Source organism: Erwinia rhapontici (genome assembly GCF_012271765.1).
Taxonomy (GTDB): Bacteria; Pseudomonadota; Gammaproteobacteria; order Enterobacterales; family Enterobacteriaceae; genus Erwinia; species Erwinia rhapontici.
In genome coordinates, this window is sequence record NZ_VRKO01000011.1 from 16,214 (window position 1) to 36,623 (window position 20,410).

The 20,410-nt window shown below is 56.5% G+C and carries 23 protein-coding genes; 12 read left to right on the forward strand and 11 right to left on the reverse strand.

The window, feature by feature from the left end:
- Positions 1-8 precede the first annotated feature (8 nt).
- The 5 genes from FVB43_RS09700 (at position 9) to lldD (ending at position 6,669) form a co-directional block, all read left to right on the forward strand.
- Complete coding sequence (locus FVB43_RS09700) at positions 9-2,210, forward strand: TonB-dependent siderophore receptor (RefSeq protein ID WP_167863867.1); 2,202 nt, start codon at positions 9-11, stop codon at positions 2,208-2,210.
- A gap of 210 nt (positions 2,211-2,420) precedes the next feature.
- Positions 2,421-2,855, forward strand: coding sequence for a DoxX family protein (locus tag FVB43_RS09705; protein WP_167863888.1), 435 nt, complete (start codon positions 2,421-2,423; stop codon positions 2,853-2,855).
- A gap of 252 nt (positions 2,856-3,107) precedes the next feature.
- Positions 3,108-4,760, forward strand: coding sequence for an L-lactate permease (gene lldP, locus FVB43_RS09710; protein ID WP_133843623.1), 1,653 nt, complete (start codon positions 3,108-3,110; stop codon positions 4,758-4,760).
- Entirely contained in the window at positions 4,757-5,527 is a 771-nt protein-coding gene (gene lldR, locus FVB43_RS09715) for a transcriptional regulator LldR (protein ID WP_133843625.1), read from the forward strand. Before lldP ends, lldR begins: the two co-directional genes overlap by 4 nt.
- The gene (gene lldD / locus FVB43_RS09720; protein WP_159337394.1) at positions 5,524-6,669 is read left to right on the forward strand and encodes an FMN-dependent L-lactate dehydrogenase LldD; all 1,146 of its coding nucleotides are present in this window, start codon (positions 5,524-5,526) and stop codon (positions 6,667-6,669) included. Before lldR ends, lldD begins: the two co-directional genes overlap by 4 nt.
- 166 nt (positions 6,670-6,835) lie before the next feature.
- On the opposite strand, the gene FVB43_RS09725 is transcribed toward lldD, so the two are convergent.
- Positions 6,836-7,102, reverse strand: a complete 267-nt coding sequence (locus tag FVB43_RS09725) for a hypothetical protein (RefSeq protein WP_133843629.1) — start codon at positions 7,100-7,102, stop codon at positions 6,836-6,838.
- A gap of 36 nt (positions 7,103-7,138) precedes the next feature.
- Between FVB43_RS09725 and FVB43_RS09730 the strand changes: the two genes are divergently transcribed.
- Together FVB43_RS09730 and FVB43_RS09735 are read left to right on the forward strand one after the other, a co-directional pair.
- Positions 7,139-8,533, forward strand: coding sequence for an amidase (locus FVB43_RS09730; RefSeq protein WP_167863868.1), 1,395 nt, complete (start codon positions 7,139-7,141; stop codon positions 8,531-8,533).
- Positions 8,534-8,742: 209 nt separating this feature from the next.
- Positions 8,743-9,693, forward strand: a complete 951-nt coding sequence (locus tag FVB43_RS09735) for a helix-turn-helix domain-containing protein (protein WP_133843633.1) — start codon at positions 8,743-8,745, stop codon at positions 9,691-9,693.
- Here the strand turns inward: FVB43_RS09735 and FVB43_RS09740 are convergent.
- From FVB43_RS09740 to FVB43_RS09765, 6 genes are all read right to left on the reverse strand, one after another.
- Positions 9,674-10,276, reverse strand: coding sequence for an ANTAR domain-containing response regulator (locus FVB43_RS09740; protein ID WP_167863869.1), 603 nt, complete (start codon positions 10,274-10,276; stop codon positions 9,674-9,676). The two genes, FVB43_RS09735 and FVB43_RS09740, sit on opposite strands and share 20 nt — an antisense overlap.
- A 151-nt stretch (positions 10,277-10,427) precedes the next feature.
- Positions 10,428-11,135, reverse strand: coding sequence for an ABC transporter ATP-binding protein (locus FVB43_RS09745; protein ID WP_133843637.1), 708 nt, complete (start codon positions 11,133-11,135; stop codon positions 10,428-10,430).
- Positions 11,128-11,859, reverse strand: a complete 732-nt coding sequence (locus FVB43_RS09750) for an ATP-binding cassette domain-containing protein (RefSeq protein WP_192933189.1) — start codon at positions 11,857-11,859, stop codon at positions 11,128-11,130. Before FVB43_RS09750 ends, FVB43_RS09745 begins: the two co-directional genes overlap by 8 nt.
- The gene (locus FVB43_RS09755; RefSeq protein WP_167863870.1) at positions 11,856-12,878 is read right to left on the reverse strand and encodes a branched-chain amino acid ABC transporter permease; all 1,023 of its coding nucleotides are present in this window, start codon (positions 12,876-12,878) and stop codon (positions 11,856-11,858) included. Before FVB43_RS09755 ends, FVB43_RS09750 begins: the two co-directional genes overlap by 4 nt.
- The gene (locus FVB43_RS09760; RefSeq protein ID WP_133843641.1) at positions 12,878-13,747 is read right to left on the reverse strand and encodes a branched-chain amino acid ABC transporter permease; all 870 of its coding nucleotides are present in this window, start codon (positions 13,745-13,747) and stop codon (positions 12,878-12,880) included. Before FVB43_RS09760 ends, FVB43_RS09755 begins: the two co-directional genes overlap by 1 nt.
- Positions 13,748-13,756: 9 nt before the next feature.
- The gene (locus tag FVB43_RS09765) at positions 13,757-14,995 is read right to left on the reverse strand and encodes an urea ABC transporter substrate-binding protein (protein ID WP_133843643.1); all 1,239 of its coding nucleotides are present in this window, start codon (positions 14,993-14,995) and stop codon (positions 13,757-13,759) included.
- A gap of 532 nt (positions 14,996-15,527) precedes the next feature.
- Between FVB43_RS09765 and FVB43_RS09770 the strand changes: the two genes are divergently transcribed.
- Both FVB43_RS09770 and FVB43_RS09775 read left to right on the forward strand, forming a co-directional pair.
- Positions 15,528-15,920 (forward strand): type II toxin-antitoxin system RelE/ParE family toxin, encoded by a 393-nt coding sequence (locus FVB43_RS09770; RefSeq protein WP_242462129.1) that lies wholly within the window; start codon positions 15,528-15,530, stop codon positions 15,918-15,920.
- Positions 15,907-16,233 carry a helix-turn-helix domain-containing protein gene (locus FVB43_RS09775; RefSeq protein ID WP_238337068.1) on the forward strand — a complete coding sequence of 109 codons (327 nt, stop codon included), beginning with the start codon at positions 15,907-15,909 and terminating at the stop codon, positions 16,231-16,233. Before FVB43_RS09770 ends, FVB43_RS09775 begins: the two co-directional genes overlap by 14 nt.
- Before the next feature lie 88 nt (positions 16,234-16,321).
- Here the strand turns inward: FVB43_RS09775 and FVB43_RS09780 are convergent, their stop codons facing one another.
- The 3 genes from FVB43_RS09780 to FVB43_RS09790 form a co-directional block, all read right to left on the reverse strand.
- The gene (locus tag FVB43_RS09780; RefSeq protein ID WP_197931272.1) at positions 16,322-16,894 is read right to left on the reverse strand and encodes a MepB family protein; all 573 of its coding nucleotides are present in this window, start codon (positions 16,892-16,894) and stop codon (positions 16,322-16,324) included.
- A gap of 288 nt (positions 16,895-17,182) precedes the next feature.
- Positions 17,183-17,635 (reverse strand): acyltransferase, encoded by a 453-nt coding sequence (locus FVB43_RS09785; protein WP_133843645.1) that lies wholly within the window; start codon positions 17,633-17,635, stop codon positions 17,183-17,185.
- 8 nt (positions 17,636-17,643) lie between these two features.
- Positions 17,644-18,066 (reverse strand): DUF2000 domain-containing protein, encoded by a 423-nt coding sequence (locus FVB43_RS09790; RefSeq protein WP_167863871.1) that lies wholly within the window; start codon positions 18,064-18,066, stop codon positions 17,644-17,646.
- 145 nt (positions 18,067-18,211) lie between these two features.
- Between FVB43_RS09790 and FVB43_RS09795 the strand changes: the two genes are divergently transcribed.
- The 3 genes from FVB43_RS09795 (at position 18,212) to FVB43_RS09805 (ending at position 19,470) form a co-directional block, all read left to right on the forward strand.
- Positions 18,212-18,679 carry an Lrp/AsnC family transcriptional regulator gene (locus tag FVB43_RS09795; RefSeq protein WP_133843649.1) on the forward strand — a complete coding sequence of 156 codons (468 nt, stop codon included), beginning with the start codon at positions 18,212-18,214 and terminating at the stop codon, positions 18,677-18,679.
- A gap of 81 nt (positions 18,680-18,760) precedes the next feature.
- Entirely contained in the window at positions 18,761-19,195 is a 435-nt protein-coding gene (locus FVB43_RS09800; protein WP_133843651.1) for a hypothetical protein, read from the forward strand.
- Between the two features lie 2 nt (positions 19,196-19,197).
- Positions 19,198-19,470 (forward strand): type II toxin-antitoxin system RelE/ParE family toxin, encoded by a 273-nt coding sequence (locus FVB43_RS09805; RefSeq protein WP_133843653.1) that lies wholly within the window; start codon positions 19,198-19,200, stop codon positions 19,468-19,470.
- Positions 19,471-19,486: 16 nt separating this feature from the next.
- Here the strand turns inward: FVB43_RS09805 and FVB43_RS09810 are convergent, their stop codons facing one another.
- A complete protein-coding gene (locus FVB43_RS09810) occupies positions 19,487-20,272 on the reverse strand; it encodes a DeoR/GlpR family DNA-binding transcription regulator (RefSeq protein WP_133843655.1) in 786 nt (261 codons plus the stop codon).
- Between the last annotated feature and the right edge of the window lie 138 nt (positions 20,273-20,410).

Consider the following 20,410-nt stretch of genomic DNA (forward strand, 5'->3'; position numbering starts at 1 on the left):
ATGATGCGATGAACAGGAATGGACGCTTTCGATTACACCCTCTGGCACTGCTACTGACCGCCACGCTGGCCGGGACGGCCAGTGCCGATGACGATACCGCCCCCGCCAGTGACGTGGAAGATGTGCTGCTGGTACAAAAAACAGCAGAACAGGAGTTAAAACAACAGCCTGGCGTTTCTATCATCACGGCAGAGGATATCGCGAAGAACCCGCCAGTGAACGATTTGTCCGACATCATCCGCAAAATGCCCGGCGTCAACCTGACCGGAAACAGTGCTAACGGCAGTCGGGGGAATAACCGTCAGATTGATATTCGCGGTATGGGCCCGGAAAACACCCTGATCCTGATTGACGGCGTGCCGGTCAGCTCGCGTAACTCCGTGCGTTACAGCTGGAAAGGCGAACGTGATACCCGTGGCGACAGCAACTGGGTACCAGCTGAAATGGTCGAGCGTATTGAAGTGCTGCGTGGCCCGGCCGCCGCCCGCTACGGATCCGGTGCCGCCGGTGGCGTGATCAATATTCACACCAAGCGCCCGACCAAAGACTGGCACGGTTCCCTGTCGCTGTTTACCAACCAGCCGGAAAACAGCAAAGAAGGTGACACCAAACGTGCCAACTTTAGCCTGAGCGGCCCGCTGGCGGGTGACGCGTTGACCATGCGCCTCTACGGTAACCTCAACAAAACCGACGCCGATGCCGCCGATATCAACCAGGCGCAAAACGGCGCGTATGCCGCGGGCCGTGAAGGGGTGCGTAACAAAGATATTAATGCGCTGGTTTCCTGGAAAATGACCCCCTCGCAGATCCTCGACTTCAGCTATGGCTACAGCCGCCAGGGCAATATCTACGCCGGAGATACCCAGTACAGCAATGGCAACATCAGCCCCGGTGGCCTGGTCGACTCGCTGTACGGTTCCGAGACGAATCGCCTGTACCGTCAGTCTTACGGCCTGACCCATAACGGCTTCTGGGAATGGGGCGATTCTAAGCTCGCCTTCAACTATGAAAAAACCAATAACACGCGCCTGAAAGAAGGTTCTACCGGACGCGTGGAAGGGATGATTAACAGCGACGAGTACAGCACCAGCCGACTGGAAAATTACCGTGCCAGCGCGGAAGCCAATATGCCGATGGACCGCTGGATTGAGCAGACCGTGACCCTCGGCGCTGAGTGGAATCACGAAAAGCTGGACGATAGCGCCTCCATGTCAGCCACCGATGCCAGTGGCGTGATCATTGGTGATATGTCGGGCGATCCCGCCGATCGCAGCAGCAAGAACAGCGCAACCACGGCCGCACTCTACGTCGAAGACAACATCCAGCCATGGGAAGGCACCTTCCTGATCCCGGGCCTGCGTTTTGATCACCACAGTGAATTCGGCAGTAACTTCAGCCCGAGTTTTAACTTCTCTCAGGACCTGGGTGAAGGGTTCAAACTGAAAGCCGGTATTGCGCGGGTGTTTAAAGCCCCGAACCTCTACCAGTCAAGCGAAGGCTACCTGCTGGCCACCCGGGGTAACGGCTGTCCTTCAGGCATTAACAATGGTGTCGGCTGCTACCTGTTGGGTAACACCAATCTGGACGCCGAAGTCAGCGTCAATAAAGAGCTGGGGCTGGAGTTTGCTGCCGATGGCTATACCGCGGGTGTGACCTGGTTCCGCAATGACTACAAAAATAAAATTGTCTCCGGCACCGAGCTGATTGGCACTGCCTCCGATGACAGGAATATCCTGCAATGGGAAAATGGTGGCAAAGCGCTGGTGGAAGGGCTGGAAGCCAGCCTGACGATCCCGGTGGTGCGTGATGTGCTCGACTGGCGGACTAATGCCACCTATATGCTGGAGTCGAAAGACAAAAAAACCGGCAACCCGCTGTCGATCATCCCTAAGTACACCATCAACTCGATGCTGGATTATCAGATTACCGATAAGTTCTCCACCGAGCTGAACTGGACGCTGTACGGACGCCAGAAGCCGCGTGAATTTGTGGAAAGCCGTCTGGAAGGGACAACCCCTATGTCCACGACCGAGATTGGTGCATATTCCATTGTCGGGCTGAATCTCAACTACAAGTTCACCAAAAACCTGAGTGTGAAAGGCGGCGTCAGCAACCTGTTTGATAAGCAGATTTACCGCGAAAATGACGGCGCTTCTACTTATAACGAACCGGGTCGCGCGTACTATGCGGGCGTAACGATGGGCTTCTGATAGCCGGTTTCAACAACACAGAGCAACACGGTTCCTGTGGGGGCTGACCTTTTGTTTCGGTCAGTCCCTTGGACCCATCCACGCCTTTCCTGAAACCTTCCCACTATTCCCCGCATTTTTTGACTTTGGACAAGGCTACCGTCAGTAGCCGTATGCCAAAAGATGAGAATGAGTATTATCTGATGATAACCTCACACGGGAATAACAATGATGATAGCCAATACGCTTACCCGCTTTAACCAGCTGCTCTCTCATCCTGATTTTGCCAAATTATTGCTGCGCCTGACGGTCGGCGGCCTGATGCTGTTCCACGGCTGGCATAAGCTGCATTCCGGCATTGGCGGCATTCAGGGCATGCTGGCCGCGCACGGGCTTCCGTCCTTCATCGGTTACGGCGTGCTGATCGGAGAAGTGGTGGCCCCGCTGCTGTTGATCTTCGGCATTCTCTGCCGCCTCTCAGCCCTGACAATCATTGGCACCATGGTGGTGGCGTGGCTGCTGGCAGGTCTTGGCGACACCTTCAGCCTGAGCCCGGTCGGAGCCTGGGCGATTGAGAGCATGGCTTTCTTTGCGTTCGCCTCACTGGCGATCCTGTTCCAGGGCGGCGGAAAATATTCGGTCGTCGGCCACAGCGCCTGGCGTTAATCGGGCCCTCTTCTGTTCAACGCATCCGCTGCGGGTGCGTTTTTTATCTCCCCCCTCTGACCTCACTTCTTCACCCAACATGGTCCTACCAATCGTAAAAAAACAGTCATCCCGGCCACAGAAAAGCAAAAATTGCGCAACAATCATTGTATTCAACTAACAAAATATTAACTATCAGCAGCTGTTAACCCCAGACAGCTGAATTGGTAGGACCATAATCAGCAGGGGGAGAAAAACTCTGGAGAACCCTGCATGCAACCCTGGCAACAAGTGTATGACCCGCTGAACAATATCTGGCTATCCAGCCTGATCGCCGCCATCCCTATCCTGTTTTTCTTCTTTGCGCTGATTAAGCTCAAGCTGAAAGGCTACCTCGCCGCCACCATCACCGTGGTGCTGGCGCTGATGGTGGCGCTGTTTCTTTACCGCATGCCGGTGGATCGCGCGCTGGCATCGGTGGTGTATGGCTTCTTCTACGGACTATGGCCGATTGCCTGGATTATTATCGCTGCTGTTTTTGTTTATAAAATTTCGGTGAAAACCGGGCAGTTCGATATTATTCGTGCCTCAATTTTGTCGATCACCCCCGATCAGCGCCTGCAGATGCTGATTGTCGGCTTCTCGTTCGGTGCTTTTCTTGAAGGGGCCGCCGGGTTCGGCGCACCGGTGGCGATCACCGCTGCGCTGCTGGTCGGCCTTGGTTTTAATCCACTGTATGCGGCGGGTCTGTGCCTGATCGTCAATACGGCCCCCGTGGCCTTCGGGGCAATGGGGATACCGATTATTGTTGCCGGGCAGGTCACAGGGCTGGACAGCTTTGAGATCGGCCAGATGGTTGGCCGCCAGCTGCCGTTCCTGACCATTATCGTGCTGTTCTGGATCATGGCGATCATGGATGGCTGGCGTGGGATTAAAGAGACCTGGCCTGCGGTGATGGTGGCCGGGGGATCGTTCGCCCTTGCCCAGTATCTCAGCTCTAACTTCCTCGGCCCTGAACTGCCGGACATCATCTCTTCGCTGGTGTCGCTGGTATGTCTGACGCTGTTCCTGCGCGTGTGGAAACCGGTGCGCATCTTCCGCTTTAAACCGGCGGATAATGCCCCTGAACAGCCACTGGTGGTGGAGAAATACCGCACCGGGCAGATTGTCCGCGCCTGGATGCCGTTCCTGTTCCTGACCGCCACCGTTACGCTGTGGAGTATTCCCCCGTTCAAGGCGCTGTTTGCACCTGGCGGTGCGTTGTACAACCTGGTGGTGAATATCCCCATCCCGTTCCTCGACAAGCTGGTGGCGAAGATGCCCCCCGTGGTCAACGCCATCACGCCTTACGCGGCGGTGTTTAAATTCGACTGGCTGTCGGCGACCGGTACCGCGATTATCGTGGCGGCGCTGATCTCCATCGTCTATCTGAAGATGAAACCTGCTGATGCCCTGTCGACGTTCCGCAGCACGCTGAAAGAACTGGCATTGCCCATCTACTCTATCGGCATGGTTCTGGCCTTCGCCTTTATTTCTAACTACTCCGGACTGTCAGCCACGCTGGCACTGGCGCTGGCCCATACCGGCCCTGCGTTCACCTTCTTCTCGCCGTTCCTCGGCTGGCTGGGCGTGTTCCTGACCGGGTCGGATACCTCGTCTAACGCCCTGTTTGCCGCCTTGCAGGCCACCACGGCGCAGCAGATTGGCGTGTCCGATCTGCTGCTGGTGGCAGCGAATACTACGGGCGGCGTGACCGGGAAGATGATCTCTCCGCAGTCGATTGCCATTGCCTGTGCGGCGGTGGGGCTGGTCGGGAAAGAGTCGGACCTGTTCCGCTTTACCGTGAAACACAGCCTGATCTTCACCTGTATGGTTGGGGTGATCACCACGCTACAGGCCTACGTGCTGACCTGGATGATCCCATGACCGCCTCAGGCTCACTGATCGATCGTCTGCGAACGCTGATCGCCGATCGCCAGCTGATGGCAGGCGCCCGCCTGCCATCCGAGCGTAAACTGGCGGATGAACTGACGGTGTCGCGATCCTCACTGCGTGAAGCCCTGAAAAAGCTGGTGGGTGAAGGGGTGCTGTTCAGCCGCCACGGCGGGGGATATTACCTGTGTGAAGCGCCGCCACCGTGGTCGGAACAGCGCATCGTCCAGCCGCTGAAAGCGCTGGTGGCAGATGATCCGGACTACCGTAACGATATTCTGGAAGCACGTCATGCCATCGAAGCCAGCACCGCCTGGTATGCGGCGCTGCGGGCGACCGATGCTGATAAAGAAAAGCTGCAGAGCTGTTTTGACGCCATCCAGCAGCAGGAGAGTCTGTCACCGGAGATGGCCACGCAGGCCGATGTGCGCTTTCATCTGGCGATTGCTGAAGCCTCGCATAACGTGGTGCTGTTACAGACCATGCGCGGCTTCTTCGATCTGCTGCAATCCTCCGTGGCACACAGCCGCCAGCGTATGTACACCGTACCGACGATTTTTGCTCACCTGACGGAGCAGCATGAAGAACTGCTGCTGGCGATCCTCGCGGGCGATGCGGAACGGGCCAGCCAGGCGGCGAAAAGTCACCTGGGTTTTGTGCAGACCACGCTCAAAACCCTGCATGAAAATGAAGCCCGGCAGCAGCGCAGCACTCGCCTGCCGGATGACGATACCGATGTCACAAGGGAAGAAAATCGATGATTATTTCAGCCGGAACCGACTACCGTGCCGCAGCCAAACGCATCCTGCCCCCGTTCCTGTTTCACTATATTGACGGTGGCGCTTACGCAGAACATACGCTGCGGCGTAACGTCGATGACCTGGCGCAGATCGCGCTAAAACAGCGTGTGCTGAACGATATGTCCACCCTCAGCCTGCAAACCACGCTGTTTAACGAAACACTGTCGATGCCGGTGGCGCTGGCCCCGGTCGGGCTGTGCGGGATGTATGCCCGCCGTGGTGAAGTGCAGGCAGCGAAAGCCGCCGCGGCGAAGGGTATTCCGTTTACCCTCTCCACCGTATCGGTGTGTCCGATTGAAGAGGTGGCCCCGGCGATCTCCCGCCCGATGTGGTTTCAGCTCTATGTACTGAAAGATCGCGGTTTTATGCGTAATGCGCTCGAGCGTGCCAAAGCCGCAGGCTGTTCCACGCTGGTGTTTACCGTGGATATGCCGACGCCTGGCGCGCGCTATCGCGATGCGCATTCGGGGATGAGCGGCCCGAACGCCGCCCTGCGCCGCTACTTGCAGTCCGTTACCCATCCGCAGTGGGCCTGGGACGTTGGGCTGCACGGCAAGCCGCATGACCTGGGTAATATCTCCGCCTATCTCGGGAAACCCACCGGGCTGGAAGATTATATTGGCTGGCTGGCGAATAACTTCGATCCCTCTATAAGCTGGAGCGATCTGGAGTGGATCCGCGAGTTCTGGGATGGCCCGATGATCATCAAAGGCATTCTCGATCCTGACGACGCACGCGATGCGGTGCGCTTCGGTGCCGACGGCATTGTGGTATCCAACCACGGCGGCCGTCAGCTGGACGGCGTGCTGTCAACGGCGCGTGCGCTGCCCGCCATTGCCGATGCGGTGAAAGGCGATATCGCCATTCTGGCCGACAGCGGCATCCGCAACGGGCTGGACGTGGTGCGGATGATGGCGCTGGGCGCGGATACCGTGTTGCTGGGCCGTGCGTATCTTTATGCGCTGGCAACAGCAGGTCAGGCTGGAGTGGAAAATCTGCTGACGTTGATCGAGAAAGAGATGCGCGTGGCGATGACGCTGACCGGCATGAAATCAGTGGCGGATATTTCGCGTTCGGCACTGGTGGAGAACGGATTGGGTTAAACTCAACTTAGCGCAAGGGCCGACCACTGAGAGATCCCCAGTCATTTTTTGTGGCTGCCAGTTTGGCTTCCGGTCTGAGGCCAGTTTGAGCACGCCGGATCGGCAAAACCCGCATCCTTGCGGGCCTCGGCTCGCGGCATCCCTGCCGCGTGACGTCCGGCTTACCTCAAGCTGGCCCCATCCCCGCAAAAACTGTGCTCGCGGTCAGTTTTAAAACCACCATCACATGACGCTCTAAGCGGGAAAGCGAAATGCCCTTGACGTTGACCTGAACAATCCTGCAGGCCATCGTCACAGGTCGATCAGAACAAATTATCGCAATATTATGGCAGCTTTGAAACCATAGGGAGCGCCATGAAAACTCAGTGGCTGCCCCGCCACACTTCTTGTCCATCTCAACAAAGCCCACCGTTGCCCACTGCTTTAGCTTCAACAGGTCAACTCCACTTTGCCTACGGGAAGCTCAATCATGAACGATGTGCACTATCTCAGCCTGTCAGAAGTCGGCCAGCGTATTCAGTCACGCGAACTCTCTTCCGTCGAGGTCACACAACACCTGCTCGCACGTATCGCCCGCCTCGACCCGACGCTGCACAGCTACCTGCATGTCATGAACGAAAGCGCACTGCAACAGGCGCAGCAGGCCGATGATGAGATTGCCCGGGGGCACTTCCGTGGCCCCTTGCACGGCGTTCCCATCGCCCTGAAAGATCTGATCTGGACCAAAGATGCCCCCACCACCCACGGTATGAGCATCCATAAAGATTTCTATCCGGCGGAAGACTCCACGGTCGTGGAACGGTTCCGGGCAGCCGGGGCGGTCATCTTAGGCAAGCTGGTACAGACAGAAAGCGCCTTTGCCGATCACCATCCCGAGGTCACCCATCCCATCAATCCCTGGGGAGAGGCGCTGTGGACCGGCGTGTCGTCCAGTGGGTCCGGTGTGGCCACCGCCGCCGGGCTGTGCTTTGGCGCGATAGGTACCGACACGGGCGGCTCCATTCGCTTCCCGTCCAGCGCCAATGGCCTGACGGGCATCAAACCGACCTGGGGCCGCGTCACCCGCCACGGTGCATTTGAACTGGCCGCGTCGCTTGACCATATCGGCCCGATGGCGCGTTCCGTCGCCGATGCCGCCGCCATGTTGCAGGCCATTGCCGGGCGCGATGAAAAAGACCCGACCTCCAGCACCCAGCCCGTTCCCGACTACCTGGCGCTGATGACCAAAGGGCTGAAAAAATGCCGCATCGGCCTCGACAGCGCCTGGGCGCTGGACGGTGTGGATGCCGAGACACGCAGCGCCCTGACTCAGGTGCTCACCACCCTGACCGCGCTGGGGGCAGAAATAGTCCCGATCACCATGCCAGACACCGATGAAGCGGCCCGTGACTGGAGCGCACTGTGCTCGGTAGAAACGGCCGTCGCTCATGAAAAAACCTTCCCGGCGCAGCGCGACCAGTACGGGCCAGGGCTGGCCGGATTACTCGACCTCGGCCACTCGCTGAGTGCGCTGGAGTACCAGAAGCTGTGGCTGCGCCGTGCCAGCCTGCGCGGCACCCTTAATGCGCTGTTTGAGCAGGTCGATCTGATCTTCGCCCCCGCCAACAGCTTTGCCGGGCTGACCTGGGAAACCATGGACCGCTTCGGCACCGACGACGAGCTGTTCCGGGGTGTGCTGCGCTTTACCAGCGCCTTTGACAGCAGCGGCCACCCGACTATCACCCTGCCCTGCGGCAAAACCGCCGCGGGTGCACCGATCGGCTTCCAGCTGGTCGCGGCCCACTTTGATGAAACCCGCGCCATCCAGGGCGGCTGGGCCTGGCAACAGGTGACCGAATGGCACCGGATGCACCCCGAACTGTAACCTGTCGCCCCGCTGCGGCGCACCCGCTCCCCGCGATGGTGCGCCCGGCTTTGCCCTTCTGCCATGCTGAAAAAATCCCTTTAACATCATCACGTTAAAAACCGTTAATTTTCTCTTTGTCCGCGCGTTATGGCCCTGTTTTTGCAGTATCAGTGATGAGTTCGCGAAGAATATTGCGCTGATGCCCGGTCACTCTGCGAGGAAAGAGCATGAAAGAGTATTTTTCCACTGAGGATTTTGAATCCCGCCACCGTTTTGATGCCTGGCGCGATGCCGTGTGTTCGCGGCTGATCAATGCCCGGGCACAGCAGACCCAGGCCACGGAGTTCTCGGGTAGTTTCACCTACAGCACACTGGCCGATGTTGATATTGCCAGCCATACCTCGCGCACTGCGCTGGTGTGGCAGCGCACCCCACAGTGCATCCGCCAGCACCCGGCCAGTGACTACTATATCGGGTTATTTCGTAGCGGTAGCGGTCAGCTGGAGCAGAATGGTCACCGCAGTACGGCGCAGTCAGGGGATATGGTGATTTATGATGCTGCACGGCCGTTTAACTTCGCCATGGATCAGGCCGCGATCAATATCATCCGCCTGCCGCGCACCGTGTTTGATCACAGCGCACCGGGGATTGATGCGCTTGCCGGTGTCAGGCTTGATGCCCATCGTCCGGGCGTCACCACCTTACGGCAGATGATGCTGGAAGCCTTCGACTACAACAGTGATACCGAGAGTGCCGGGCACACCGGGCAGTTTGCCAGCACGTTGTTTGAACTGATTGCCGCCGCCATTAACCTGCAAAAAAGCGATGCGTCAGGCAAACCGGATCTGTATGCCCGCATGGTCGCCTGGCTGAAGCAGAACCTGCATCAACAGCAGCTTTCGATTGCCAGCCTCGCCAGCGCCCACCACGTTTCCCCCCGCACCGTCAGCCGCCTGTTTGCCGCCCACGACAGTACGCCGATCGGCACGCTCTGGCAGCTGCGCCTGGTCGCCTGCCGCAAAGTGCTGCTGGAAGGACGGGCGCGCAGCATCACCGAAGTGGCGTTCGATCACGGCTTTAACGATATGTCACATTTCAGCCTGGCCTTCCGCAAGGCCTTTGGCTGTTCGCCCACCTCACTGATAAAAAAACGCAGCGTCAGCCTGCCTGGCGAGTGAGGTTCAGGCTGTCATCAATAATGCGGTCGGCCACCTGCTCCAGCGTACAACGTCGGTTCATCGCTTCAGAGCGCAGTAAACGGTGGGCGCTTCCTTCATCAAGATGGCGCTCACTCATCAGAAGCAGTTTGGCCCGGCTGAGTTTGGTGTGAAGAAACAGACGGCGCTGGCTTTGCGTCAGTTCCTGCTTCAGATGACGCAGCTGTTGCGCCACCTGCGCGCAGGCGTTTAGCTGTGCCGCCAGGGCGAACGGGTTAAGCGGTTCGGCGATGCTTGCCTGTGGGGAGAGTTCCAGCATCAGTGCCAGCGCGGCGAGATCCTGATAGTTCACCAGCGCTATCAGCGGCACTTCGCGCTCGCGCAGCGCCTGGCTCAGGGCCAGCAGCGCCGGGCGATAACGGCAATCGATGCGCACCACCACCACATCCGCCTGCGGCATCGGCTGTGCCAGCGGCCAGCAGTGCAACATTGTGCAGCCCAGCGCAACCAATTGCCCGGCAACGGCATCAATCTCGCGGTTGGCCGGATGCACCATGCACACCTTCAGGCCGTTTAACCCACCCAGCGTTGTATCAGTACCCATCGCATGCATTTCCCGTCAGTGCAGCACGACAACAGGCCGTACCATCATCAGAGAAGGTAACGCGTTGTGCTGTGCCACACTGTGCCGCGCAGGACGGGTATTATATTCAACGCGCCAGGGTTTGCGGGCAGACCGAAACAGAAGGTCATCCCTACGCTACATGGAACCCGATATGCTGTTCGGCAATCGCCTGCGCGCTGGTCTGGCGCGGGTCAATCACTTCAACAATCGCCCCCTTCTCAATCACATGAATACGGTCGGACAGCGCATAAAGGAACTCGATGTCCTGCTCAACCAGGATAATAGAAATATCCATTTCATGGCGCAGCACGCGTAGCGTCTCGATGATCTCCTCACAGATATTCGGCTGGATCCCTTCCGTTGGCTCATCCAGCAACACCAGCTGCGGTTCACCGCACAGGCAGCGGGCAAGCGCCAGCAACTGCTGCTCACCGCCGGACAGCGATCCGCCGGGCTGAGCCACCAGCCGCTTCAATCGCGGAAACAGCTCCAGCATCCGCTCCACCATCGGTGCCGCCTTGGCGAAGTTTTTCACACAGCCCATGCGCAGGTTTTCTTCCACCGTCAGCGTGGGAAAAATCTGCCGCCCCTGCGGCACAAAGCCAATGCCCGCCACCGCGCGCTGATGCGCCTCATAGCGGCTGATATCAATGCCGTTCAGCAACACCTGCCCCTGCCAGCCGGGCAGTTCGCCCATGATGGCGCGCAGCAGCGTGGTTTTCCCCATGCCGTTACGGCCCAGAATGCCAGTAAAGGCTTTGGCACCGACAAACAGATCAACGTTATGCAGCACCGGCACTTTGTCATAACCGGAAACCAGCCCTTTCAGTTCAAGCATGTTTGATCTCCGTATTTCCGAGGTAAGCTTCTTTGACCGCCGGGTTCTGCGTGACCTCGCGGAAGGTGCCTTCCGCCAGTACCTCCCCCTGGTTAAACACCGTCACCTGCTGAGCGATCATGCTGATAAATTCCATGTCATGCTCCACCACCACGACCGTGCTGTTGAGGTTGATCTCTTTGATAAGCTCGGCGGTTTTGCGCACTTCGTGCCAGGTCATCCCGGCGGCAGGCTCGTCCAGCAGCACCAGATCGGGTTTTGAAATCAGGATCATCCCCAGCTCCACCCATTGCCGCTGACCGTGCGACATCTCAGACAGCACCGTGTCGGCGCTGGCAACCAGATCGATCTGCTCCAGCACCTGGGCAATATGCTGCGGGATCTGCGCTTTCGGCAGTTTGACCGCTGCCGCCTGCCACAGATTTTCATAGACGCTTAAGCCCTCGAATACGCTGGGCACCTGGGTTTTAATTCCGATGCCGAGCCGGGCGATGGCCCAGGGTTTCAGGCCGGAGATCACCTGGTCGCGGTAACGGCACTCGCCGCGCGTAGGCAGCACCTGGCCACTCAGCATCTTGAAGAAGGTGCTCTTCCCCGCGCCGTTCGGCCCGATCAGGCAGCGTAGCTCGCCCTCACGCAGGGTAAAATCCACCTCTTTCACCGCATGGACGCCGCCAAAACTGACGCCCATTTTCGTTGTCTGCAGAATAATCCGGCTGTTCACAGTTTCACCTCCGACATCTCAGCATCCGCTTGTGGTCTGGCTTTACGCCGTATCAGCCGCTGTAAGGTAGGCAGCAGTCCACCAGGAATCAGCAGCACAAAGGCGGTGAGGATCACCCCCAGTACCAGATTGGTGTCGACGCTCTGCTGCGCCCCAAGCCGGGTCACCAGCCACTGCAACGCCACACAGCTGATCACCGGGCCGATTAAGGTGCCGCGCCCGCCGACAATCACCCAGATAATGATCTGCGCCGACTGGCTAATGCTGAAGACGCCGGGGCTGACGAATGCCCCCCAGTTGACGTACAGGCAGCCCGCCGCCCCGGCAATCGCACCGCCGATGGCAAAGGTGCCGAGCTTATGGGCCGGGACGTTATAGCCCAGCAGCCCGGCGCGCTGTTCGTTTTCACGGATCGCCACCACGGTTTTGCCAAAGCGGCTGGCCAGCGTCAGCTTCAGCAGCGCGTAACAGAGGATCAGGCAGAAACCGGTGACGGTGAAAATCGCTTCCGGCGACAGAATATCGTCGGGGCTGAACAGGCCGTTCAGCGTTGGCACGGATGGCATGCCGTTAAAACCGCCGAGCAGCGCTTCACCCAGGCGGTATTCGCTGCCGGAGGTGGAGTTCATCCAGTTAAACAGCACCAGGCTGACCGCCAGGGTGATCGCTCCCAGATAGACGTCGCTGACGCCGCCGTAAAAAATCACGTACCCCAGCAGTAGCGAGAACAGCGTTGGCACGACAATCGCTGCCACCACAGCCCAGGTGGAGTCGCCAACGTTAATCGCACAGATAGCGTAGGTGTAAGCGCCAATACCGAAAAACGCCGCCTGACCGAAGCAGAGAATACCGCCGTAGCCCCAGATAAATGCCAGGCTGAGCGACAGGATCGCCATCACCAGAAATACCGTCAGCGACAGCAGCGTGTACAGCTCCAGCGCACCGGATAACCACAGCGTCACCCCCGCCGCCGGGATCACCACCAGCAGTGTTTTTACCCATTCAGGCCATGTTTTCATCACAGGGATCTCCGAAAGAAGCGACCAGTAATGCCCTGCGGCAACAGGCGCAGCAGAACAATGGCCGACAGCAGCAGCGCTACCGCACCAAACACCGGCGTAGACATAAAGGTGACCACCTGCGAAATAGAACCAAACAGCGTTGAGGAGGTGAGCGTTCCGGCAATGATCGCGCTACCGCCGCCGATCACGGTGATAAAAGCTTTGGCGATATAGCTGATGCCGATCGTCGGGATCACCCCGGTGATCGGCGCCAGCAGTGCCCCGCCGAGGCCGGAGAGCGCCGCCCCCAGACCAAAGGTCAGGCTGTAGATTTTTCCGGGGTTGGTGCCCAGCGCCGCTGCCATCCGTGCATTTTGCATGGTAGCGCGGGCGCACAGCCCGATGGTGGTGAACTTCAGCAGCAGCCACAGCGCCAGCATCAGACACAGCGAGAAGCCGATCATAAACAGCGCATAACCGCTGGTATTCAGGCTGCCAATGGTCACGCCCCCAAGCGGGGAGCTGATGCCGAGCGTCGTATTGCCAAACACCATGGTTGCCGAGCCGATAATCGCCAGGCTCAACCCCCAGGTTGCCAGCATGGTGTCGATGATGCGCCCGTAGAGGTTACGGATGATCACCCGCTCCACCACGATGCCAAAGATCCCCACCACCAGCGGTGCCAGCACCAGCATGGAGATCCAGATCGGCACGCCCCACTGATTGGTCGCGAGGATCGCCACATAGCCCCCCAGCATCATAAATTCACCGTGTGCCATATTGACGATCTTCATCATGCCGAACACCACCGCCAGCCCAAGGCTCATGACAATCAGCGTGGCAATCGCGTTCAGCACTTCAACGCTGTAGATAATGATCCAGTCCATATTCCCTCCTTACAGCTGTATCTGATACTGCTTGGTGTCACGCGGATTCTTTTTCAGATCGCACACCATTGCAGTATCCAGCGGTGGCTGCTGCGCATAGGTTTCGAGGATCTGCATCTGGTGGTCTTTGACCTCCGCGATATGCACATCCAGCGTCAGATGATGGGTGCCCGCATCGACGGTCGCTTTACCGCTGGGTGAATCAATCGACAATCCGCTTTCCAGTGCTTCAATCACCTTCATCCGATCGGTATCCCCCGCTTTTCTCACCCCTTCCGCCCATAGCAGGAAGCCCTGATAGGCGCCCATCGCCAGGTCGCTGACATAAGGGGCATTCGGGCCATACTTCTCTTTGAAACGCTTAACGAAGTCGATATTGGTCGGCTGGTTGATCTCCTGCATATAGTTGGCGCAGATCAGCATGCCGTTACTCTCTTCCGGCGAGAGAATGATGTGTTCATTACCGCTGCCGAAGCTGGTGGAGGTCATCGGGATTTTTCCGGTCATGCCTGCCGCGTGCCACTGGCGGTAGAACGACAGGTGCGCCCCGCCCACCAGCGCCGACCAGATAAAGTCCGGTTTCGCCGTCTGGATTTTCGAGATGGCGGCACCAAAGTCGGTGACGTCCAGCGGGAAGAATTCGACGGCCACGGTTTCCCCACCGTTATCGGCAACATACTTCTTCACCCAGGAGGAGATGATCTGGCCGTAGTTATAGTCGGCCGCCAGGATGTAAACCTTTTTGCCCCACTTCTTCATCGCATAAGGCACCATCTTCTCAACGGTTTGCGCCGGGGTGGAGCCGGAGGAGAAGTAGTTACGGTCGCAGACACCGCCTTCATACTGCGCCGGGTAGAAATAGAGGGTGCGGAAGCGGTCGAGTACCGGACGGATCACTTCGCGTGAAGCAGAGGTGATCCCGGCGTGTACCACGGCCACTTTATCTTTCAGCGCGGCCTGCTGTGCGTACTGCGCATAGAGCTGCATATTCGACTGCGCGTCATAGGTAATCATCTGCAACGGCCGCCCCAGCAGGCCGCCGCTGGCGTTAATTTCGGACGCCGCGAGGTTGATGGCATCGGCCATCGGTTTACCGTAAATATCCAGGCCGCCTGACAGGTCGAGAATGGTCGCCACTTTGATCGGGTTGTCGCCCGCGGCAAAGCTGAACTTCGGTAACCCCAGCGTTGCCATGCCGACTGCGGATGCCACACTGCCACTGATAAATGAACGCCGACTGATAGCCATAAACACTCCTGATGCTGTTTTTTAATTTATTTCCCCCACGGGAAGCCCTTCATGATCGCCATGAAAGAGAAAGGGGATGTTGGGATGGTTAACGTTGACTGACGCCATTGTCAGGCTAAAGGGTTAGCAGGATTAACTAAGCAATTAACAGGCCAGGATTGCGGGGGCAGGCAGTACGCCGCGTGGGCACTGTCGGTGTGTTTATCAGAGCGATATATGCACTATCCTGGCACACAGCAATGTGCAGATATGGTGCATAACATATTGATTTAATTATTTATTGTTATGGCAGGCAGGTAACGGAGGTTGGCATTTTGAACACAGTGTTATGATGAAAAAGATGTTTTAAAATCATCATCGGCAAGCCCATCAGACCACTTAATCATGAATAAGAAGGCGTCATTTCCTCTTCTGCAACTGATGTTTTTTTGTTCATCCATATTGCAGAATGCTCCTCACAAAACTATAGTACTCAGTACCACAAGGAAAAGAGGCATTACAGCGTGGTGAACGATTATGGAAGAATCGAACCGTGGGTATTTATGTGACCAACCTTTTCGAAAGAAGCCTTAAGAAGCAAAATATCCCAGACACAACACTGTGCAAAATCGCTCAGGAAATTGTCAGCGGACTTTTCGATGCAGATTTAGGCGGAAATGTTTACAAAAAGCGCATCCCTTTACAGCGAGGCAAAAGCGGAGGGTCGCGCTCAATTGTTGCCTTCAGATTGGGCGAAAACCTATTTTTCATTGATGGCTGGATTAAAAGCGATGTCAGCAAACGCGGACAGAAAGAAATTCCAGATGATGATTTGGAAACCTATCGCGATATTGCTCACGATTTTCTCAGCATGTCAGCTCAGACTATTAATAAGGCAATAGAGACAGGCAGATTAAGAGAGGTACATTGTTATGAGCCGTCTTAAACAACTACAGGAAATGGCGCACAGTTTTAATGAAATAGGTGCCGTTTCAGATGAGACAGTGAAACGCCTGGATGCTCGCATCAGAGCGCAGGAAATTCGCGAAAAGTTGCCAAAAATCATGGTAATGGAAGGCAAAGATATCCGGGCGATGCGTGACCGTTTGGGGATCAGCCAGGCCGGACTTGCCTATACGATGAATATGACAGTAGCCAGCATCTCAAAATGGGAACGTGGAGAGAAAAAGCCAAATGGTGCCGCACTTCGCCTGTTAAACACCCTTGATCGTAAAGGGATTGAGGTTTTTGCGGAGTAACGTCGAGCTGAAAAGAAGGTGCACACCATCAACACGGCCGACCGGAAAAAAGAGCTGGCCCGTACGCCAACATCATCATGTCGTGGGGCTAGCTTCCCCGGTTCTCCCGACTCAGCCCCCGCCACACATCGCCACCCGCAGAGTATTCAGAATGTAGCGGATAAAAATAGCGGCTCTGCCACTGCTGTGTTTTGAGCGCCTGGCGCGACAGAGGTGTGACCCAGGGCGCGTAAACCCGCAGCGCACGCTTGCCGCCCACGCCCTGGCGGGAGAACACGCCCTGTTTCACCAGAATGTCGCCATCAAACAGAAAAATACCGCGGTTCTCCTCATCAAAAACGGCCACTATCACGGCGGCAATGTCCTGCTCGCTGTCCAGCGGGGCAATCTCATCACCCACGCCTGGCCGCTGCCATAGCGTGACAAACTGACCGACTTTCGTCGGGGTAGTACGCGCAACACGGAAAACCACGGTTTGATGATTGACCGACAGGCGGCAGGCTCCGTAGTCGGCACTTTCTGCCTCGCGCTGCGGCGCATGGGTCACGACCAGCCCGGCAGGCAGCAAAAGGTTTTCAATACACTCGCAGAGTTGCACTGGCAGCAGGCCGTTTGCCGGGTCGGTCTGCCAGGTCAATGGGTGGGTAACGGTATCAGACACAGATCACTCCCTGTTAAAAGCACGTATCAGTTAGGCACTCCGGCAATCACTTTAGTCGATTATGCCGTCAGTAAAACACCGATGGCAGCATCGTTCTGAAGATAATCCTTTTCCATTCCGGGTCACGTTGATCAGGCCGCTGTCCAGCGTTGGTACGGGGCGATCGGAAAAATGATCGCCCCCTACATCAGATCGAGATGCCGTGGAGGTTTTAAAATCCACAGCAAGCACTCTCTTGCGGGGATGGGGCCAGTCTGGAAAAAGGGTTGCCTTGACAGGCGAAGAGGTTCACAGCGTTCTGATTAGCCGGGCAGGATTGCCGGCATAAATTCCCTTGATGGTCACCGGCTTCACGACCACACTGCCCGCGCCAATCACCGCACCGCTGCATATCGTTTCCGTCAGAATGGTCGCGCCGCTGCCCACGGTAACATGGTCGCCCAGCGTGATGCGCAGCCAGTTTTGCGCATCCGCATCCGGTTTACCGCTGTGAAACAGATCGTTGGCAAAGGTGACGTTATGCCCGATAAAGCAGTGATCGCCCAGCGTGACGTTCTCGCAGATAAACGTGTGCGACTGAATACGACTGCCGCGCCCAATCACGCACCCTTTCTGGATCTCGACAAACGGGCCGACAAACACATCATCCTGTAACACACATTCATAGATGTTTGCCGGGGTCATCACCCGAACATTTTGCCCGCTGACCACATTGCGAATGTCACTGTCGATAATCTTCATTGCACCCTCTACTTATACAGCGCCAGATTCCCCGTCAGTTGCGTGATCTTCTTCTTTGGCCCGATTAAGCCAATCGCGACCAGCTCAATCTGTGGGCTGCTGACTGTGGAAATACGTTCCCCATACTCTTCATACGTCCGGCACGACTGTGCCAGCGCGCTAAACGGCATGGCGTAGATATCCTCATCCTGACTGGCGATAGACAGTAATTGTTGCACATAACTGCCCTCTGCCAGCAGCACAGGCAACGGGGCATAGATCACCCCCGGATAGTTCACCCCATCGCCACTTTGCAGATCCGGCCCCACCAGATTGTCGACCGTGCGGCCAAAGCTGATGCCAATCACGCTGGCAGCATTCATCGCCAGCCCGGGGCTGAGTTGATTGTCGATAATAATCGTACAACGGTGCTGCGTGGCGTCAAATTTCATCGAAATTTCCTGGTGTCAGTCACAATAATCAGGCGAATATTATTGCGCAGCGTGGCGGGAAAAGGTTGTCTCAATCTGTTGTAAAAATGCCTAAAAAGGGCAAGATTAACCTATTGAAATATCAATATGAGAAGAAATGGACCTGATGACCTTAAACACAATCGACATGAAAATTCTGGCGCTGCTGCAAAACGATGCGCGCGTCACCAATCAGACGTTGGCCGACCATATCGGTATGTCGGCATCGCCATGCTGGCGTAAAGTGCGCAAGCTGGAAGAGGATGAAGTCATTCAGGGCTATCGCGCCGTGCTGAATCGCAAGAAAATTGGCCTGGGGGTAATGGTCTTTGTCCGCGTATCGATCGATAGCCACAACGAGGCCGAAGCACGCAAATTTGAACAGGAAGTCACCGCACTGGAGGATGTGGTGGCCTGCTACAGTATCGGCGGCGATGCAGACTTTCTGTTACAGGTGGTAGCCCAGGATCTGGATGCCTACGCTGACTTTGCCATGAAAGTGATCCGCCGCCTGCCAGGCATCAAAGAGATGCAGAGTATGTTTGTGCTGAAAGAGATTAAGCCGCTGGTCAGCTATCCCATTAAAGCCGGGTAAATACCCCGGCAGAATTGCGATTAACAGTTAATTGCGTATAATTCGATTATTATTTGCGCGCAAGAATTAAGGTGCATAACGATGAACGAAACAATCGATCACGCCACGTTCAATAAGTTGGCAGAAGCCGGTGCAATCAACTCCGTCCAGGTGGTGGCTCAGCCCGGAGGCTGGATATTGTTGATCCGCTATGGACGCATAGAGAGCCAACTGACTACGCAACGCAGCCGCAAGACGCGTCTGTTTAAACGACTGGAGTCATTGGTTATCTATTTGAAAGACCTGGGCATCGAACGCTTTGATATTGACTCTTCAGGCTTTGACCCACAAATAGGACCAACGGGTACACGGCCCGATCGTTCTGCGGCGCTTAAACGCGCCCATGAAGCCGCAGCGTATGAGCAGTGGTTTAGTGAACAGGTTTTGATTTCACAGAATGATGACAGCCCTTCCCTTGATCATCAGCAAGTCCGGGAAATTTTTGCCGCGAGGAAGCGCGCTCTGCTTAAGGAATAATCATGGAACTGGTATGGAAGCCACATGCCCTGAAGGACAGGGAAACCATCATGGATTATATTGCCAAAGACAACCCGCTGGCCGCAGTTGAACTGGATGATCGCTTTGAAATTATCGCAGAATCAGCATGTCGTCACCCGGACATGTACAAAATGGGGCGAGTGCCCGGCACTCATGAGGCGGTGGTACATCCCCATTACGTCATGATTTATCAGGTCGATAGTTGTAGCCTGCAGATACTGCGTATCCTGCACACTGCCCGTCAATGGCCATAACCGCCACCATTCTCGCCTACACGACCATCACTGTCTTCCCTTTGCCGATCAGTTGATCCAGCACCTCTGGCGGGGCGGCATCATCGGTAATGATGGTGTCGATTTTTGCCAGCGGCAGGACCTGGTTAAAACCTTTGCGGCCGAACTTACTGGCATCGGTTACCACCACCACTTTATGCGCGGCCGCCGCCATGACGCTGCTGATGGCAAACCCTTCGTTAAAGGTGGTGATGCCGTTATCCGGGTCCAGCCCATCGGCCCCGACAAACATCAGATTGGCAGAGACGTCGCGCAGGGCATATTCCGCAATGGAGCCGTGCAGCGAAATGGTTTTATGCCGCAGCGTGCCGCCGCACACCACCAGCGTAATATCTTTGTTTTCCGCCAGGATAAAAGCCGCGGGCAGATTGTTGGTGATCACCGTGATATTGCTGAAAGCCACCAGCTCCTCGGCGATCAGTTTGGTGGTGCTGCCACTGTCGAGGATCAGCGTATCGCCTTCCTGCACCAGCCCTGCGGCCGCAATGGCAATGCGTTTTTTCGGCCAGGAGGCCAGCTGATAACGGTCCGTCAGGCTGACTTCCGCATGATACTGCACGGCCTCAGGCTCCTGAAGCACACTGCTGACTCTGGCGGCACCGCCGTGAAAACGTGTCAGTAACCCTCTCTCTTCCAGCAGCCGTAAATCTGCACGGATGGTGACTTCGGTCACGCCTAACTTCCCCGAAATATCGTTAACCAACAGGCTTCCCTGAGCATTGACCAGCTCAACAATCTTCCTCCGGCGTTCAAACGTATTCATAACGGCTCCTGAAATGATGATAGGCGAAAGCTTAAACGGAAGTATTAGAAAGTAAAAGACAATAAAGACAAAGAAAGACAACGAAAGAATACGAAAATATTATGACTCCGATCACAAAAGAACAGGAAGCCAATTGCG

Excerpts from the sequence above, each read along its gene's own strand:
- FVB43_RS09810 (WP_133843655.1), bottom strand. The coding sequence starts at position 20,272 with ATGAATACGTTTGAACGCCGGAGGAAGATTGTTGAGCTGGTCAATGCT.
- FVB43_RS09785 (WP_133843645.1), bottom strand. The coding sequence starts at position 17,635 with ATGAAGATTATCGACAGTGACATTCGCAATGTGGTCAGCGGGCAAAAT.
- FVB43_RS09795 (WP_133843649.1), top strand. The coding sequence starts at position 18,212 with ATGACCTTAAACACAATCGACATGAAAATTCTGGCGCTGCTGCAAAAC.
- FVB43_RS09800 (WP_133843651.1), top strand. The coding sequence starts at position 18,761 with ATGAACGAAACAATCGATCACGCCACGTTCAATAAGTTGGCAGAAGCC.
- FVB43_RS09735 (WP_133843633.1), top strand. The coding sequence starts at position 8,743 with ATGAAAGAGTATTTTTCCACTGAGGATTTTGAATCCCGCCACCGTTTT.
- FVB43_RS09755 (WP_167863870.1), bottom strand. The coding sequence starts at position 12,878 with ATGAAAACATGGCCTGAATGGGTAAAAACACTGCTGGTGGTGATCCCG.
- lldD (WP_159337394.1), top strand. The coding sequence starts at position 5,524 with ATGATTATTTCAGCCGGAACCGACTACCGTGCCGCAGCCAAACGCATC.
- FVB43_RS09765 (WP_133843643.1), bottom strand. The coding sequence starts at position 14,995 with ATGGCTATCAGTCGGCGTTCATTTATCAGTGGCAGTGTGGCATCCGCA.
- lldP (WP_133843623.1), top strand. The coding sequence starts at position 3,108 with ATGCAACCCTGGCAACAAGTGTATGACCCGCTGAACAATATCTGGCTA.
- FVB43_RS09730 (WP_167863868.1), top strand. The coding sequence starts at position 7,139 with ATGAACGATGTGCACTATCTCAGCCTGTCAGAAGTCGGCCAGCGTATT.
- FVB43_RS09775 (WP_238337068.1), top strand. The coding sequence starts at position 15,907 with ATGAGCCGTCTTAAACAACTACAGGAAATGGCGCACAGTTTTAATGAA.
- FVB43_RS09700 (WP_167863867.1), top strand. The coding sequence starts at position 9 with ATGAACAGGAATGGACGCTTTCGATTACACCCTCTGGCACTGCTACTG.
- FVB43_RS09760 (WP_133843641.1), bottom strand. The coding sequence starts at position 13,747 with ATGGACTGGATCATTATCTACAGCGTTGAAGTGCTGAACGCGATTGCC.
- FVB43_RS09745 (WP_133843637.1), bottom strand. The coding sequence starts at position 11,135 with ATGCTTGAACTGAAAGGGCTGGTTTCCGGTTATGACAAAGTGCCGGTG.
- FVB43_RS09705 (WP_167863888.1), top strand. The coding sequence starts at position 2,421 with ATGATAGCCAATACGCTTACCCGCTTTAACCAGCTGCTCTCTCATCCT.
- FVB43_RS09740 (WP_167863869.1), bottom strand. The coding sequence starts at position 10,276 with ATGGGTACTGATACAACGCTGGGTGGGTTAAACGGCCTGAAGGTGTGC.
- FVB43_RS09790 (WP_167863871.1), bottom strand. The coding sequence starts at position 18,066 with ATGAAATTTGACGCCACGCAGCACCGTTGTACGATTATTATCGACAAT.
- FVB43_RS09805 (WP_133843653.1), top strand. The coding sequence starts at position 19,198 with ATGGAACTGGTATGGAAGCCACATGCCCTGAAGGACAGGGAAACCATC.
- lldR (WP_133843625.1), top strand. The coding sequence starts at position 4,757 with ATGACCGCCTCAGGCTCACTGATCGATCGTCTGCGAACGCTGATCGCC.